This is a genomic window from Xanthomonas sp. 4461 (assembly GCF_024806475.1).
GTDB classification, from domain to species: Bacteria; Pseudomonadota; Gammaproteobacteria; order Xanthomonadales; family Xanthomonadaceae; genus Xanthomonas; species Xanthomonas arboricola_F.
Window position 1 is genome coordinate 1 of sequence record NZ_JANTYV010000003.1, and the last position, 17,252, is coordinate 17,252.

General features: G+C 68.1%; 10 protein-coding genes. 2 read left to right on the forward strand and 8 right to left on the reverse strand.

What is annotated here, in order from left to right:
- The first annotated feature begins 377 nt into the window (after positions 1-377).
- Positions 378-1,553, forward strand: coding sequence for a benzoate/H(+) symporter BenE family transporter (locus tag FHY19_RS12430; RefSeq protein ID WP_259166398.1), 1,176 nt, complete (start codon positions 378-380; stop codon positions 1,551-1,553).
- Between the two features lie 228 nt (positions 1,554-1,781).
- Here FHY19_RS12430 and bphP read toward each other — a convergent pair whose 3' ends face one another.
- The 6 genes from bphP to FHY19_RS12460 form a co-directional block, all read right to left on the reverse strand.
- Entirely contained in the window at positions 1,782-3,686 is a 1,905-nt protein-coding gene (bphP, locus tag FHY19_RS12435; protein ID WP_259166401.1) for a bacteriophytochrome BphP, read from the reverse strand.
- Positions 3,683-4,276 (reverse strand): biliverdin-producing heme oxygenase, encoded by a 594-nt coding sequence (locus tag FHY19_RS12440; protein WP_259166403.1) that lies wholly within the window; start codon positions 4,274-4,276, stop codon positions 3,683-3,685. The genes bphP and FHY19_RS12440 overlap by 4 nt, the downstream gene beginning before the upstream one ends.
- Positions 4,277-4,375: 99 nt before the next feature.
- Positions 4,376-5,641, reverse strand: a complete 1,266-nt coding sequence (locus tag FHY19_RS12445) for a TCR/Tet family MFS transporter (RefSeq protein WP_259166404.1) — start codon at positions 5,639-5,641, stop codon at positions 4,376-4,378.
- Positions 5,642-6,219: 578 nt separating this feature from the next.
- Positions 6,220-8,382: a lytic murein transglycosylase gene (locus FHY19_RS12450; protein ID WP_259166405.1), complete on the reverse strand. Its 2,163-nt coding sequence runs from the start codon at positions 8,380-8,382 to the stop codon at positions 6,220-6,222.
- A gap of 340 nt (positions 8,383-8,722) precedes the next feature.
- Positions 8,723-8,929 carry a hypothetical protein gene (locus tag FHY19_RS12455; protein WP_259166406.1) on the reverse strand — a complete coding sequence of 69 codons (207 nt, stop codon included), beginning with the start codon at positions 8,927-8,929 and terminating at the stop codon, positions 8,723-8,725.
- A gap of 340 nt (positions 8,930-9,269) precedes the next feature.
- Complete coding sequence (locus tag FHY19_RS12460) at positions 9,270-9,659, reverse strand: YchJ family protein (RefSeq protein ID WP_259158489.1); 390 nt, start codon at positions 9,657-9,659, stop codon at positions 9,270-9,272.
- Between the two features lie 160 nt (positions 9,660-9,819).
- On the opposite strand from FHY19_RS12460, the gene FHY19_RS12465 reads away from it, so the two are divergent.
- Positions 9,820-10,593: a TSUP family transporter gene (locus FHY19_RS12465; RefSeq protein WP_259166408.1), complete on the forward strand. Its 774-nt coding sequence runs from the start codon at positions 9,820-9,822 to the stop codon at positions 10,591-10,593.
- Between the two features lie 242 nt (positions 10,594-10,835).
- Here the strand turns inward: FHY19_RS12465 and FHY19_RS12470 are convergent, their stop codons facing one another.
- Both FHY19_RS12470 and FHY19_RS12475 read right to left on the reverse strand, forming a co-directional pair.
- Complete coding sequence (locus FHY19_RS12470) at positions 10,836-12,896, reverse strand: TonB-dependent siderophore receptor (RefSeq protein ID WP_259166410.1); 2,061 nt, start codon at positions 12,894-12,896, stop codon at positions 10,836-10,838.
- 150 nt (positions 12,897-13,046) lie between these two features.
- Positions 13,047-17,105 (reverse strand): SbcC/MukB-like Walker B domain-containing protein, encoded by a 4,059-nt coding sequence (locus FHY19_RS12475; RefSeq protein ID WP_259166412.1) that lies wholly within the window; start codon positions 17,103-17,105, stop codon positions 13,047-13,049.
- Positions 17,106-17,252 lie beyond the last annotated feature (147 nt).

Genomic DNA, 17,252 nt, shown 5'->3' on the forward strand with positions numbered 1-17,252 from the left:
AGAGGAAGTTGCCGCCGCTGCACCTCAATCCGCCGTAGCGTCTTTCCGTGTAGCGAGCCGCCCATCATAGCCGGCTTTTTCGTTTCGTCAACACCTTGTGATGTTTTCGATTCGACCCGTTCGTTGTTGCGGTGCTTGAAGAAGCGCCGCCGTCCTGAGCGAGGCCGCGCAGTTTATCGAGCCTGCGCAGAAGTGCAAGCACTTTTTGACACGGCCATGACAGCAGCATGTTTTTTTTGCGTGTCTGTGCCTCGCTATGGCAAGAGCACAAGCACGCTCCAACGAAACCACTCTCCAGAGTTCGCTCTATAGAAGCGCGCTGCAGTACCGCCGATGGGATGGCGCGGTAAGAATGCATGGCCCGGAGGAGCCATTCGATGCCGCCAGCCCGCAACCTGTTCCGCGATCTGTCCCTGTCTGCGATTGCAGCGGGCTTTGTCACCGTCCTGGTGGGGTTTGCCAGTTCCGCGGTGATCGTGTTCGAGGCAGCGCGGCACTTGGGTGCCGATCAGGCACAGATCGCATCGTGGATGTGGGCGCTGGGCATCGGCATGGGCGTGACCTGCATCGGGTTGTCGCTGCGCTATCGGGTGCCGGTGGTGACGGCCTGGTCCACGCCGGGTGCGGCAATGCTGATCGGCAGCGCCGCAGGGGTTCCGTTGCGCGAGGCGGTCGGTGCGTTCGTGGTCGCGGCGGTGCTCGGACTGGTGGCCGGGTTCTCGGGCTTGTTCGAGCGGGCGATCAAGCGCATGCCGGTATCCCTGGCGTCGGGCATGTTGGCCGGGGTGCTGCTGCGCTTCGGACTGGATCTGTTCGTGGCGATGCAGAGCCAGCGGGTGCTGGCGGTGGCGATGCTGGCAACCTATCTGGTGGGCCGGCGCTGGTTTGCGCGCTACGCAGTGATTGCGACCCTGCTGGCCGGCATCGCCATTGCGGCGGGCAGTGGGCTGCTGCACTGGGACGGCGTGCAGCTGGAGCTGGCCCATCCGGTCCTGGTGGTGCCGTCGCTGTCGTGGGCGGCGGTGGTCGGGCTGGCGATCCCGTTGTTCGTGGTCACGATGGCCTCGCAGAATGTGCCCGGCGTGGCGGTGATCCGCGCGTCCGGCTACACGGTACCGATCTCGCCGACGATCGGCTGGATCGGGGCGGTCAATGCATTGCTGGCGCCGTTCGGCGGCTTTGCATTGAACCTGGCCGCGATCACCGCTGCGATCTGCATGGGCAGGGAGGCGCATGAAGACCCGGCCCGGCGTTATGCCGCTGCGGTGAGCGCAGGCGTGCTGTATCTGGTGATCGGTTTGTTCGGGGCGACCGTGGCGGCGGTCTTTGCGGCGTTCCCGCGCGAGCTGGTGATGGCGATTGCCGGAATTGCGCTGCTGGGCACCATTGGAAACAGTCTGGCGGCCGCCTTGCGCGAAGACGGCGAACGCGAGGCGGCATTGATCACCTTCCTGGTGACGGCCTCCGGGCTGACCTTGGGCGGAATCGGTGCGTCGTTCTGGGGGCTCGTGGCCGGAACCATCACCTTGTTGCTGCTGCGGCCACGCAGTTGACGAAGCGGTTGCCTCCCGGCGACGGCGGCGATGCCGGCGCTCGATGTGCTTTGCTGTGTTCTCTCCGGCTTTGAGTAGTACGTCCACTCATCGACACGCAGATGCTCAATCCGTGATCTCGACGCGGCGCATCGCTGGCCGGGTCGCTGGTGATGCGGCCCGTAACGACTGATGCGGCGACGGCGCCAGCATGCACCCCCATCTCCACGTCGGTGTGTCGCGCTGCGCCTATTCCGGATCGCGCAGCTGCAGCAGCCAGTGGGCGATGACGCCATTGGGGCTGGGCAGCGGTTCGAGGTGGAATTGACGGTAGATGGGCGAGCCATCGTGCACGCGCAACGGCAAGGTGACGTAGGCGGCGCGCCCCAGGCGCAAGGCGTCCTCGAGCAGTTCGACCTTGGATCTGGCGGCATCGTCGGCCACCAGGGTCAGGATGTCGCGCCCGATCAGGTCGGCGACCTCGGTCTGGCTGAGGTCGGCGAATGCCGGGTTGACGAAGATCAGCCGATGCGCGGCAGCGTCGGCGCCCCGCTCGATGATGGCCACGCCATCGCGCAGACGCGACAGCGAGGCTTCGAGCAGGGTGAAGTCCTGCTGGAAGCGCTTGCGCTCCATCAGTTCGATCAACACGCGCAGGCTGCGCGCCGATTCCAGGTGCAGCGGCGACCAACGCCGCGCGCGGCCGCGCACGGTTTCCTGCCACAGATCGAAGCTCTTGCGCGGCGACAGGCGTGAGTTGGGAATGTCGGCCAGCTTGGCCAGCTGCGGATTGCCGGCCCAGTTGACCGTCTGCACCTTTTCGCGGCGGGTCCACAGCAAGGCGCTGCGCGACTGCGGCATCAGCGGCACGAAGATGAAGCCGGCGGCCAGCGGTGCGAGATCGGCCAGTTCAGGGAATACCTCGCCGATCGCCTCCACATGCAGGGCGCCGACGGCATCCTCGCGCAAGGCATCGTGGTGCGCCGATTCGATATGGTCGCGGATGCGCAGCAGCGCGGCTGCATCGGGCACGCTGCCGTGCCGGCTGATCTCCTTGCCATGGAAGATCGCCACGCCATCGGCATCGACCACGTCCATCAGGTCCGGTGCCATGTCGGCGAGCATCTCTACCGTCATCTGGGCGGCGTCGTTGAAGTCGGTGATCAACTTTTCGCGCACGGTGAGCAACACCGATTCCATGCGCGCGCGCTCGACCGCCTGCAGGGCGCCGATGCGACCGGACAGCGCGCGGGTCACCGCATCGGTGGCATCGCGCATGGCATGGCTGGTGAAGTGCGGGCTGTAGTGGTGACAGGCGATCAGCCCCCACAACGCATCGTTGACCACCAACGAAGAGACCAAGGTGGCGCTCACGCCCATGTTGGCCAGGTATTCCAGATGTACCGGCGAAACGCTGCGCAGGCTGACATCGCTCAGATCCACCGGAGTGCCCAGGCGCGGATGCAGGGTGGGCACGATCGGCGACGACTGGTAGCCGACATCGGCGATCTGGCGGACGCGGTTGCGCAAATACAGCGCGCGCGCCTGCGCCGGGATGTCGGTGGCGGGATAGCGCTGGCCAAGATAGGCCAGCAGCTCGGGGTTACGCGCTTCGGCGATGACTTCGCCGTTCCACTCTTCGTCGAAGCGGTAAATCATCACCCGGTCGAACCCGATCATGCTGCGCAGGCCCTTGGCCGCCCGCACCGCCGCTTCGTCGATGCCGGGATCGCGTTCGATGCTGCGCAACAGCGGCAGCGCTTCGCGCAGGGTGACATCCATCAGGCGGGCGTCGCGCGGCTCGATTTCGACCAGCCATTGCTCCGGATACAGATGCCAGGCAGCCACCCAGGCGTGCTCGGGCGGCACGGCGCGCGCGGGAAAGCGCGCCTCGGCGTGCAATAAATGCTGGGGCTGCGCATCCACCGCGAATGGCTGCGCCTCGGGCACCTCCAGCACCTGGACGTACGGCATGCCCAACAGCGTCTGCAGCGGCACGCCGAGCAGGTCGGCGGCGGTGCTGCTGGCCTGCACGATGCGACCATCGGCCGGTTCGATCACCAGCAGCACGCCGTAAGGCTGGATCATGCCGGGGATGTGGATCGGCTCGCGCGCGCAGACATCCATGTCCAGGGGTTCGGTGGGCTGATTCACGGGCGCGGCTCCGCTGCGAGGCAGGTATGGAAGTGGGCGAACATGGCTTGCGCGCCCTCGATGGCGCCCGCGCGCGCGCGCGGGCTGTCCAGGCAGTGATCGAGCACCGTCTGGAAACGGCGCCAGCCGGCGGTATCGTCGTCGGCCAGCTCGAAATATTTCAGGGCGTCGGCCAGCGCGGGGCGATGCCGGCGCAGGCTGCGGGCAATCATCCGGCCGCCCAGCTGCGAGCCTTCGATCACGTACAGCATGCCCCAGCGCGTGGCGGCGTCGGCGCCGGCCGGTGGAGCCAGCGGCGTATCCGGTGCCTGGTCGAGCGTGCGCAGATCCGTGCGCAAGGCCGGCGCACGCCGGCGGTAATGCCAACCGTTGCCGACCAGGGTGTCCAGCCAGTCGCCAAACCGGTCTTCGAAACCGGCCAGCACTGCGTGGTGTCGGCGCAGGATCAGCGCGTAGCTGGCGCGCTCGACCTGCCCCTGCCCGAGCGCCTGCATCAGCGGGATTGCTTCGACCAGACGATGCGTGTCCTGGGTGGCATGGCGCAGCGCGCGCGCAGCCGAAGCGGGGACGGCCAGGGTGTCGGAACGCATAGGAAATCGAGGCGGTGCCGGAGCACGGGAGACACCAGCCTAGCAGTGCCCGCGCAAATCAGAAAAAGCGGGCGCGAGCATTATATGAATGCGTTGCCATCAGCCAGGTGCCGCATCGGCCTGACCACGGTCGCGCCCCGCCCTTGCCCATGCCATCAACCACCCGGCGGCGAGCAGTACGCCGGCCAGCAACCACGGCGCGCCGGGCAGGTGTAACGGCGCGCCGCTGCCGATGAACCAGGCAAACACGTTGGCGAACAACAACGGCCCGGCGATACCGGCCAGACTGACCAGGCCGCTCAAGGCGCCCTGCACGCGGCCTTGCGCATCGGCGCCGACTTCGCGGGTGATCAAGGCTTGCGCGGCCGGCGCGGCGATCGCCCAGAACGCGCTGATCGGTACGCCGATCAGGAAGGCGGTACCGCTGTCGGCCAGCCCGTAGATGACGAAGCCCACCACCCCGCAGCCCAGACCGAGCAACAAGGCGCGACGTTCGCCCAGCCACCGCACGATGCGGCCGACCAGCAGCGCGTTGACGATGATGCTGCAGACCCCGACCCCGGCCAGCACCCAGCTCACCTCGCGCGGGCCCCAGTGATACTGGTAACCGGCGAACAGCACAAAGATGCTGGGATAGACGTAATGCGCCAGGTTGGCCAGAAACACCACCGCCGCCAGACCGAACACCTGCGGGTAGCGCCGCAATAGCTTTAGCGCGCCCAGCGGGTTGGCATGCGCCCACTCGAGCCGCGCGGTGCGGCGCTCGGGTGGCAGCGATTCGGGTAGCACCAACCAGCCGTACAACACGTTCAACAGGGCCAAGCCTGCGGCAAACCAGAACGGCCAACGCAAGCCGATGCCGCCCAGCCAGCCACCGATCAACGGGCCGGCGACGAAGCCAATGCCGAACGCGGCGCCGAGCATGCCGAACGCGCCGGCGCGTTTGTCGGCCGGAGTGACGTCGGCGATGTAGGCATTGGCCGTGGAAAAACTGGCCGAGCAGATGCCGGAGATCACCCGTGCCAGCAGCAACATCGGCAAGCTGTGGGCGATGGCCATCAGGATGAAGTCCAGCCCCAGCCCCAGGCACGAGAGCAGGATGACCGGGCGACGGCCGAACCGATCGGACAGGGCGCCTTGCAGCGGCGAGCAGACGAACTGGATGGAAGCGAACAGAAAGCCGAACCAGCCGATCCAGCCGGCGGCCACCACGTAGTCGCCACCGGTGAAATGGCGCACCAGATCCGGCAGTACCGGGATGATCACGCCGAAGGACAGCACGTCGATCAGCACGGTGATGAAGATGAAGATCAACGCGGCGCGGCGACGCCCCGGGGCTGGAGCGGAATCGGCGGAGGGAGACATCGCGCGGCCCAGGGTAGCGAGGCGGGAAGTGTAGCTGCCGATTGGGTCGGATCGGACCTGGATGCGTGACGCGGCCCCGATGGAAGAAGGAGGTTGGGCGTGCGAGGTGTTTCTAGTGCCCCTCGCCTGCCGACCCCGAGACAAGATTCAAAAACCTGCTGGACTCGGCTGGGCAGTTGCAGAAACCGTGCCCTCATCCGCCCTTCGGGCACCTTCTCCCGGTGGGAGAAGGGAGGTGGGCGTGCGAGCTGTTGTTAGTGCTCCTCCTCCTGCCGGGTGAGGGCTTGGGGTGAGGGTGCGGCGGCGCGTGTGGTGAAGCTGGGCTGCTTACCCCCGTCGGGAGGCCGCGCGGCCGATCTGGATCTTTCGCCCGTCTGAAGTCTGCCGGCTTTCGCCGGCTACACCCCTCTAGCAGGTTTAAGACACTGCACGACGATCAGACGGAGCGCGCTCGGTCGCAACGCTCCGCTCCAGATCGACTGGATGCGACATCAACGCGCAAGCATCCATTGACCAGCCGCCGTCGGTAGACGATCTGCGCGCCCGGTTGGGTGGCCGCGGCGGCAACGACCGATGGGTTATTCGACGCTGATGGTCTGGCTCAGGGTATGGCTGGCGCCGGGGGCCAGTTCGATCACGTCCGGGCCGGCGTTGGCCGCTTCCAGGCAGACGTAGTTGCGCCAGCCCTCGCCCACGTCGGCCATCTTCTTGCCGGCCTCTTCGCCCGGGTTCCAGGCCACCAGCGAGCGGCTGCCCTCGGTGGCGATGACGATGCGGCGGCCGAGCACCGGGTCGGTCAGGGTATAGCGGCCGCCGGCGTTGACGTAGATGCGGTCGCTGCGGCCGGGGTCGCGCGGATCGCGCAGGCTCCAGTCGCCTTGCTGGCGGTGGGCGGTGGCGTAGTTCTCGTATTTGTCGAGGTAGTCCAGCCCGTCCAGGCCCTGCACGCTGACCTTGAGTGCGTCGCCGACGCGGAAATAGTTGTGCAGCGCCTGGGTGAAGCGCACCGGAGCGGGGCTGGTGTTTTCGGTGATCAAGCGTTGTTCGAGGGTGCGGCCGATGCGCAGGGTCATGCGCAGGCGCAGCGCCAGGTCGTCGAAACTGGGCGGGGTCAGCGTGAGCACCAGCGTGCCGTCGTCCTCGCGCCGGCTCTCGGTGAGCTGCCAGGGCACGGTGCGCACGAAGCCGTGCGCAGGGACCTCGCCGGTCTGGTCCTGGCGGCCGAAGTACGGCCAACACACCGGGGCGCCGCCGCGGATCGGGGTGGGCGGCTGCTTGGCGAGCGGCGACAGCCACATCACGTCCTGGCCGCCCTTGGGCACGAACGACAGCAGCTGGCCGCCGAACAGGCTGATCGCCGCAGTGGAGAACGGGGTGTCGATCAACAGTGAGGGAAAACCGTGGAAGTCGCCTGTGGTCAGGCCGGTGGTGTCGGACATGGGGGATGCCTTGTGGACGATGGGAGATTGGGCGAATGCGGGATAGGCGGCCGGCAGCTTGAAGGCGGTGCCGCGCACGGCCGCCATTCCGGTGAGAGGCGGCGCGGCGCGCAGGGCGGCGAGGATGCGCTGGCCGGGGCGGCCATCGGCCGGCTGCAGGCCCAGCCGGGTCTGCTCGACCTGAATGGCGCGGCGGGTGGCACTGCCGACCATGCCGTCGGCCTCGCCGATCTGGTGGCCGCGGGCCAGCAGCAACTGTTGCAGGTCGCGGCGCTCCGGGCGACCCAGGCCGGGGTCGTCGGTGGGCCAGGCGGCGAGCAGGCCGGGGCCGCCGCGCAGGCGATCGGCCAGCAACGCGATCGACAACGCGTAGCTTTCGGCGGCGTTGTAGGCGTAGATCGCATCGTAGTTGCGGAATACCAGGAATGCCGGACCGGTCGCGCCGGCCGGCAGCAGCAGGGCGGCCGGAGTTTCTGCGGGCAGGCCGGCCGGCGCCAGCACCTTGCCGTCGGTGCCGAGCAGACCGGCGCTCTGCCAGGCCTGCAGCGGCTGGCGCCGGGTACGGCCGGCCTTGCTGGCGTCGAAGCCGCGCGGCAGGGTGACTTCCATGCCCCACGGGCGGGCGCGCTCCCAGCCGGCCTTGACCAGGTAGTTGGCGGTGGAAGCCAGCGCGTCGGGAATGCTGGCGACCAGGTCGCGGCGGCCGTCGCCGTCGCCGTCCACCGCGATGCGGGCATAGGTCGAGGGCATGAACTGGGTCTGCCCGAAGGCGCCGGCCCAGGAGCCGGTCAGGCCATCCGGCGACAGGTCGCCGCGTTGCAACAGGCTGAGCAAGGCCAGGAACTCGCCGCGGAAGAACGGTTGGCGGCGGCCTTCGCACGACAGCGTGGCCAGCGACACCAGCAGCGGGCGCTTGCCGGTGACCCGGCCGTAGTCGCTCTCCACGCCCCAGACCGCCACGATGGTGGCCGGGTCGACGCCGGTCTGCTCAGACAGGCGGGCGAGCAAGTCGCGGTGGGTGACCAGCATGGCTTGGCCATCGGTGACGCGCTGGCTGTCGACCAGGCTGGCCAGGTAATCCCAGATGGGCGTAGTGAACTCCGGTTGCGCGTCCAGCAGCGGCAGGACACTGGGATCGGGCGCCAACCCGGCGGTAAAGCGCTGGAAATCTGCGGTGTCCACACCTTTGGCGGCGGCCTGGGTCTGCAACCCCGCCAGGCAACGGTCGAAGCCCGGATCGGCGCAGGCGACCAGCGGCAGCAAGGCCATCAACAGCGGCAAGGCGCGCCGGGTCGGCGTCATGGCGCGGTGGCCGGCGGGTGGACGGAGGTCATGCGGTACTGCACTCCAGCGGTGAGTCGATCCGCGAGGATAGCCAACCTGGCTGGATCCAGGCGTGCAAGCGGCGGTGCCGGGAGCAATGCGGTGGCTGCCGCGCGAGGCGCTGCGAGCGTGATGGAGGCCAGACCGGCGGGCTGGCTCGGCGGCTGCGGGGCTGGCGCCGGGTGTCTGCTGCCACCGAATAACGACAAACGCCCGGTGCCAGGACCTGTCCACCGGGCAACCGCTCCACTCAGGAGTGTGCTGGCTGCGGCCTGCTTGCCATTGCGGCTGGGGTAAAGCGCGCCTCAGCGGTGACCTATCAGCTGCGGTCGCCGGTGATGCCGCTCAGCAGCGACAGCGCCGGCGTGGAGGTGCCGGACTCGGCGACGCGGCGGGGACGTGCGCGGCGCGGCGCATCGTGGCGCGGCCCGAAGCGGACCATGCAGGTGGCCAGCAACGCCGGCAACACGATTGCAAAGACCACCACGGCCATTAGCGCCCACTGCCAGAAGTTGAAGGTTCCCATGATCGCTGTCCGCCCCCGCGGCGAGCTCCGCCGCGCGGCAAGCTTCCTGGATCGGCTGCGAACGCCGTGTCGACAAAGTGGCGCCATGGGCGCCGTTGGTCGGGGAACGCGGCGATGGGCGAGGTGCGCGGAGTGAGGTGCACGATGCCTGTTTGCGACGGCGCCGGCTGGAGGCGGCGGGGCCCGGCTGGAAGACGTCAGGCCGGGGTGCAACGGCAGAGCTGGAGGCTGTTGTCCGCCGACGGCTTGGGGAATGTGCCTGGGTTGGCGTGGAGCGCCAGCGCTGGTCCGCGCATCGGGCAGCTCCTGCTTGCGCACACTCCGGCGCGGCTGGCTGCGCTCAGCGCGCGTCGAGGTAGTACCAATGTCCGTGTTCGCGCACGAAGCGGCTGTGTTCGGTCATGCGCACCGCGCTGCCGCCGCCGATGCGGTAGCGGGCCAGGAACACCACCTCGGCGGTGTCGGTGCCGGTGACGATGGCGCGTTGCACGGTCAGGCCGAGCCAGGTGGTGCGGCCGCCCTCGTCCAGCGACAGTTCGGCCGGACGCGTGGACGGGTGCCAGCTGGCGAGCAGGTAATCCACATCGCGGCGGACGTAGGCGCTGTAGCGCGCACGCATCAGGGTTTCGGCGTCGGGTGCGGCCGCGCCGGCGTGGTATTGCCCGCAGCACTGCGCGTAGTCGGCGGCGCGGCCGCAGGGACAGGGATCGGTGGGGATGGAGGTCGGCATCGGGCAATTGTGCGGGAATTGGGAATTGGGAATTGGGAATTGGGAAGTGGGAATTGGGAAGTGGGAATTGGGAATTGGGAAGTGGGAATTGGGAAGTGGGAAGTGGGGAACGGGGTTTCTGCGCGTTTATGCTGTCGCCCCTGTCGTGCGGAGCGCCGCCTTGCTGGACCTGATTCCCACCGAGTTGCCGTGGCTGCTGTGCATCGCCTTCGTCGCCGGGCTGGTGGATGCGGCGGTGGGCGGCGGTGGCCTGATCCAGTTGCCGGGTTTGTTCGCCACGCTGCCGCAGCAGGCGCCGTCGCTGATTCTGGGCACCAACAAGTTCAGCGCGATGTTCGGCACCGGTGCGTCGGCGTGGCGCTATGCGCGCAATGTGCGCTTTCCGTGGCGGCCAGTGCTGTACGCGACGGTGGCGGCGTTTACGTTTTCGTTTCTGGGCGCGACTGCGGTCAGCCTGATGCCGAAGCAGGCAGTGCGGCCGCTGATCCTGGCGCTGCTGATCGCGATGCTGGTCTACACGCTGATCAAGAAGGACTTCGGTGCGCTGCATCGGCCACGCCAGATCGGCCGGCGCGAACTGGTCACTGCCCTGGCGATGGGCGCGGCGATCGGGTTCTACGACGGGTTCTTCGGTCCGGGCACCGGCAGTTTCCTGATCTTCCTGTTCATCCGCTTTTTCGGGCTGGACTTTCTGCGCGCCTCGGCCGCGGCCAAGGTGGTGAACCTGGCCACCAACCTGGCGGCGCTGTCGTTCTTCCTGCCCAGCGGCCAGGTGATGCTGGCGATCGGCATTCCGATGGCGGTGGCGAACGTGGCCGGTGCGGTCGCCGGCACGCGGATGGCGCTGCGCGGTGGCACGCCGCTGATCCGCAAGTTATTCCTGGTGCTGGTGATCGTGCTGATCGGCAAGATGGGCTGGGATCTGCTGCACTGAGGCCGCAGGCGAACACGTGACACGTGATGCGTGACCGCTGATGCAACCCGATGGTGCACACGCATGCCTCAGGCGAACAAAAAGACAGCGTCGGTGCGCGCTGTCATCCGCTTCATGGAACCGATCGAACACGCTGCCCATGCGATGGCGATTGTTCGGAATCACGGGGTTGCATCCGTCCGTTGCGGCGGCGGGGCACCGGCCGCACATCGGGCAACCGCCTGCTGCCGCACCGACAGGATTTAAAAATCCACGCTCAGCGTCGCCGACAAGGTGTGCGGTGCGCCTGGATAGTTGGTGGTCTGCGTCACCGGTTGCTCGATGTAGAACCGGTTGGCGACATTGCGCAGCATCAGCGCCAGCTGGTACCGGCCGCCGAAGCGGTACGCCGCCGAGGCATCGAAGCGCGTGTAGCCGGCAATGCGGTAGCTGTTGGCGAGATCGCCTTCGCGCTCGCCCACATGCACCGCGCCGGCGCCCAGGGTCAGGCCGTACAGCGGTCCGCTGACGACGTGATAGGTGCTCCATAGACTGGCGCTGACCCGCGGCACGCCGCGCAGGCGATTGCCGACCGGGATGACGGTGTCGCGGGTGACCTGGGCGTCCAGATAACCGGCGCCCAGGATCAAGCGCCAGTTCTGGGTGAGCTCGCCGGTGATGTCCAGCTCCAGCCCGCGCACGCGCTGCTGGCCGGTGACCAGCACGAAGCCATCGTTGTCCGGATCGCTGCTGGCGACGTTGTCCTTGGTGATCTGGAATGCGGCAGCGGTGGCGAGCACCCGGTTGTCGAACAGCGCGCTCTTCAGCCCGACCTCGTACTGGCGGCCGGTCTCCGGTGGCGCGCTGCCGCCGGAAAACAGCGAGGCGCTGCGCGGCCGAAACGAGGTGGAGGTGTTGGCGTACAGCGACAGCTGCGGCGCCGCCTTCCACACCACGCCGATGCGCGGAGATGCACGCCGGCCGTCTTCGCGGGTGCGCGCGCCGTTGTCGATGGTGGTCTGCTGCACATCGTCCCAGCGCACGCCGGCCAGCACGTCCCAACGCTCGCCGATGCTGATCTGGTCCTGCAGGTATAGCGCGGCATAGCGCGCATCGACGTCGATCTCGCGCGCCGGCACATAGGTACCCGGCAAGGCGCCCTGCACCGGGTTGCGCAGGCTGATGCGGGCCAGCGGCGCGCGCGCTTCGTCGGTGTGGCGATGCGCATCGACGTACTCGGCGCCGGCCAGCAGCTGATGGCGCAGCGGGCCGGTGGCGAAATGCGCCAGCGCTTCGGTCTGCGAGGTCGTTGCGCGCACCTGCTGGTCCTGGCGCACGGCGCGGCGCTGCAAAAACGCGCGGTCGGCGCTGAAGCCGGTGAAGTCGGCCACGTCGCGGCCGCTGTCGCCGTCCTGGTGGTTGAGGATCTGGCGCAGCGTCAGCCAGTCGGTGGCGTCGTACTCGATGCGGCCGCGTGCGGTGCGCGCGCTGCCGTGATTGCGCGACCACGGCTCGCCGAAGCTGCGCTGCGCCGGGCCGCGCACCACCCCGTCGATGGCGACCAGCCCGCGATCGCCCGGGCTGGTCTGGCGGGTGTATTCCAGATCCAGATCGGCGCGCAGCTGCGCGGTCGGCCGCCAGGCCAGCGAGGGCGAGACGAACACGCGATCGCCATCGGCCTGCGCGTCCCGGAAGCTGCCGGTGTCCTGCGCGGCGGCGCTGAGCCGTGCCGACAGCGTCGGGCTCAGCGGGCCGGTGAGGGTCGATTGCACGCGGCGCAGGCCGTGTTCGGCCACCTGCACCGAGGCGTTGCCGCCGAACACCGCGTCCGGGCGCAGCGTGACCAGATTGATCACCCCGCCGGGTTCGCCGCGCCCGTACAGCACCGCCGCCGGGCCCTTGAGCACTTCCACCTGGGCGACATTGGCCAGATCGCGCACGGTCTCGGTGAAGTTCTGCGCCGGGTTGAGCAGGATGCCGTCGACCGCATACGAAGACGCCTCGAAGCCGCGGATGACGAAGGTCTCCGACCGATTGCCCTGGGTGCCGCCGGGCTGCACGTTGGAGACATTGGCCACCACATCCACCAGCCGGGTGAGCTGCTGTTCGTCGATGACCGAGCGCGGCACCACCTGGATCGCCTGCGGAATGCGCTCCACCGGGGTCTGCGTGCGGGTGGCGCCGGCGGCTTTTTCGGGCCGGTACAGGGCGCGCTTTTCGCTGACCACGATGGCATCGAGCAGGCTGGCCTCCTGGGCGGCGGCCGGCAATGCAGCAAACAGGGACACGAACAACAGGTGGCGAGGCGCAGGCAGTGGGGTCATCGGGATCTTCAGCGGGGCGATGCGCGCACTGGCGAGCACATCCGGGCCGATAATGATAACGATTCTTATCTGCGCATGCCGGCTTGCGGTGCCCTGCCGCATGACGCCTGCGACCGCTGCGCGGTGAGGCAGGCTTCCCGGGAAGCGCGCTCAGCGTTTTCCGCGCGGCTTGCTTGCAGACCCGCGCGTGGACGCAGGACGCCCTTTGGCTGTCGTGGTTTTGGCCGGCGCGGGCCTGGCAGCGCGCGCCGCGGTTGGCCTGGTTGCGCCACGCAGCGCCGTGGTGGCGCGTCTGCTCGCCGCGGCCGGCTTGGAAGCAGGCGACTTCGGCGCTGCAGTGGTTGTCGCGGCCTTGTTCGGCTTGGCAGTCGGCTGGACGGACGCGCTCGTGCGCCGGGAAGCCGCCCTGGTGGTTGCCGGCGTCTTGGCGGCTTTGGTCGGCGTTGCCGGCTTGCGCGGTGTGCTCGCGGCAGGCGAGGCACGCCTGGCTGATGCAGGTTTAGCTGATGCAGGTTGGGCGGATGCGGCCCTGGGCGCTGCGGTCTTTGCAGATGCCGACCGGGGTGATCCCGCACGTTCGCTGGACGCCGAAGTTTTCGAAAACTTCGGCGCGGCTTGAACGGCTGGCGCCGATGCCGACGCGACCTTGCTGGCGCGCTTGCTCGCCTTGGCCGCCACGTCGTCCTGGGCAGGGGCATCCTGCACTACCGCATCCTCTTCGCCAGAAGCGGGACCGACGCTGTCCACCGGCGCCTGGCCCTGGCCCGCATGCGCTGCATGCTCGCGCTGCGTAACGCTTGCAGCCTGCTCCTCGCTTGCAGGACCAGCCTCGTCCCCACGCGAGCGCTCGGGCAATTGGAGTCGCTGCGCCTGCGCGTCGTATTCGATCAGCAGCACGCCGGAGTTGTGCCGGCCGCTGATTTCCACGAAGCAGGCACCGCCGATGAACGGCTCCAGCGTCATCACCGATTTCAGCGGTGTGGCCACCACCATCTGGAACCCGAAGTTCTCGAAGATGTTCATCGCCAGCGCGGTGAATTCGTTGTCGGCCTTGTCGAAGGCTTCGTCCAGCACCACCGCGCAATAGCGCGGCAGCTCGCCGTCTTCGCCGCCGAGCTGGTAGCGCAATGCGGCGGCCAGGCAGGTGGTCGCCAGCTTCTGGCGTTGACCGCCGGATTTGCCGGCGCCGCTGCGGTAGATCTCCACCTGCGCGCGGGTCTGCGCCTCCAGCTCGACACCGATGAATTCCACATGCTGGCGCACGTCCAGCACCTGCTCACGCCAGCGGCGTGCGTCCGGTTCCTGCGCGCCCAGGCGTGCCACCAATGCGCGCAAGGTGGAAAACTGCGCTTCGGCCAGTGCGCGGTCTTCGGTCTGTTGATGCGACAGCACCGCGCGCAGCTGTTGCTGGAATTCCTGCACCTCGCCCAGGCGACGGTCGCTGACCTCGATGGTCAGCAGCGTGCCGCGATTGAACGGCACCTGCTCCAGGCTGGCATTGACCTCGTCCATGCGCTGCTTGATGCCCTTGTGGGCCTCGGCGGTGTGGCGCTGCAGGGCGAGCAGATTGTTCTTGCTCTGGGTCTGCAGCAGGTCGAAGAAGCGGTGCTCGTGGCGCGGCAGGCCATCGCTTTCCAGGCGATCCAGGCGCGCGAGAAAATCGTCGGCACTGGCCAGGCTCACGGTGAAATCGCCGCTGTCTTCCGGCCATTGCTGGCAGTACTTGCGGAAGCAATCGAGTAGCTGCGCGCTGAGCCGGCTGTCGCGGCCCTGGCTCTCAGCCAGCTGCTCGGCCAGGCCGCGCTCGACCACGCGGAAATGCGCTTCCAGGTTGTCCAGCGACAGCGGTGCCAGCGCCGCCAGGCGTTCACGCAGGCCCTGCAGCTGGGTGGGCGTGAGCGCGGCGGTGCCGGCACGGCTGGCACAGGCGGCGTGCTGCTGTTCCAGCCGGACCCGCTCGCGTGCCAGCTGCGCGCGCTCCAGCCGCACGTCCTCGTAGGTGCGCTTGGCCTGGTCGCGCAGGGTGCGTGCGGTCTCGATCGCCTGGCCGAGTGCGCGCAGGCCGCTGTTGCCTTCGCGCAGCTGCAGCAGCTGTTCGTCGATATCGCTCAGGCGCTGCAGCTTGGGGCCGACATCGATCTCGTCCCAGTCGCGCTCCACCAGCGTGTGCGCGGCCAGCTGCCGTTCCTGATCCTGCTCGCGTTGCTTGCGCAGCGCGGCCACGTCGGCATCGCAACCGGCGATGCGCTGGGCCAGCGTCTGCGCTTCGCGCTCGAACACCTTGAGCTTGTCGCGGTTGTCGTGGCCCAGCAACCAGCGCTTGCGGTCGTTGACCGCGTGGCGGTCGTCCTTCTCATAGCGATCGCCCGGATGCTTGACCTGCCCTTCGCGGGTGATGGCGCGGTCGGCATTGCGCAACGCGGCGGCGTTGTCGACGCATTCGTAATCGAAGCGACGCATCAACTCGTTGCGCAGCCACTCGGTAAAGGCATGCTCGCGCAGCTGCAGCTTGCCCGGCAATGCACGTGCATCCGGCGTGCGCACATGCAGCGCATCGTTGCGACGCACCCGGAAGTACACCAAGCGCGTGCCGATGTGGGTGCGGTTGACCCACTCGCTGACCTGCGCGTAATGCCGGTCATCCACCAGCAGCGACTGCGCGAAACCGCTCAGCACGCGCTCGATCGCACCGCGCCAGGCTGCCTGATCCTCGCGCACCTGCACCAGTTCGCCAACGAACGGCAGCGCCGCTTCGGCAATGCCGGTGTCCTCGCACAGGCGCGCACGCAAGGCCTGCATCGGTGCCGGCATGCTCGATGGCGCGCGCTTCAACGCCTCCAGTTCGGCGCGGATCTCGGCAAAGCGTCGCTCGTCGTCGCGGCGCGCGCCCATGCGCTCGGCAATCGCCTCATCCAGCGCGCTGGCGTCGTGCCTGCCGTTCTCGAGCACGGTCTGGGCATGCTCTACCTGGGCGGCAAAGCCGCTGGCGCCTGCGGCCAGGGCCGTGCCGAGCTGGCGGCAGGCCTGTTCGATCTGCGCGCGCCGCCGCAGTCGCTCGTCGCGCTCGCGTTCGACCCGTGCGCGCTCGCGCTCCAGTTCCTCGATCTGCTCGCCACCGGCGGCGCGTTGTTCGCGTTCCAGCCCGGCAAGTTTCTGTTCCTGATTGTCCAGCGATTCGCGCCGCTGGCCTTCCTCGCCGGCCAATCCGCGGTCCTGGCTGTCGAGCTCCTGCAGCCGCGTCTCCAGCAAGGCCAGACGCTGCTGTTCGCGGTAGCTGTCCACGCCCAGCTGCAGCTCGCGCAGCTCGCCGACGCTGTGACGCAAGGCCATCAGTGCCGCATGGTGTTCGCGTGCCGGGCTCAGCGTTTCCACCTGGCGCCGTGCGGTCACCACCGCATGATGGGCGCCATCGAGTTCGGCGAAGTCTTCCACCAGCCGGTCGGCGGCTTCGAACGTGCGCGGCTCGTCCAGCATGAAGCCGCGCAGGAACACATTGAGATCGCCCAGGTTCTTGGCCGACTGGGTCTTGTGCAGCAACCGCAACGCCATCTCGTTGCCGATGCCCAGCGCGTGCCGGAAGCGCTCTGCGTAGCCGGCGAAGCCGTCGAAATGCGCAACCTCCTCGCCCAGACGCGCCTTGAGCTTGCGCAGATCCAGGTCGAAGCCATCCAGCTCGCTGGCCACATCGAAGCTGCGCGGTGCGACCATGTAATGACGGCGCACATCGGCCGCGGCATTGCCGCTGCCGGCGATCCAGAACAGGCGAATCAGGCTGACCGTCTCGCCATGCGCGTTGCGGTACTCCAGCACAAGCGCCGACCAGGTGGCGCCCTTGCGCAAGTATTGGGTGGCGATCTCGCCCGAGGCGCTGTCCTGCTGATCGGCCCAGGCACCACGCACATACGACACCAGGCTGCGATCGCGCCCACTGCGCTCGGCCTCGCGTGCGGCAGCGTTGAAGTCGACGATGCTGGGCGGGGTCAGCAATGCCGACATCGCATCCAGCAGGGTCGACTTGCCCGACCCGGAGCGCCCGACGAACAGGAAGCCCTTCTCGGCAATCGGCACCTCGGTCAGGCCGTTGAACGTGCCCCAGTTGTGCACCTGCAACCGCCGCATGCGGAACTGCTGCGCGCGCTGCTCGGCAAGCGAATCAGTGAACAGGGACGCGCCCGGCTGCGCCGGCGACAGGTTGGACTGGGAATTCATGGCTCACTCACCAAAAACGGGATGACGGGTAACGCTGAGGACGAAGCACATCACGCATGTTTGAAGCGGGGTGTTGCTGGACAAGCATGGACTGCGGTGGCTGACGGTGATCGGGTACGTCCCTTCGCGGCCTGGGCCGCTCCTACG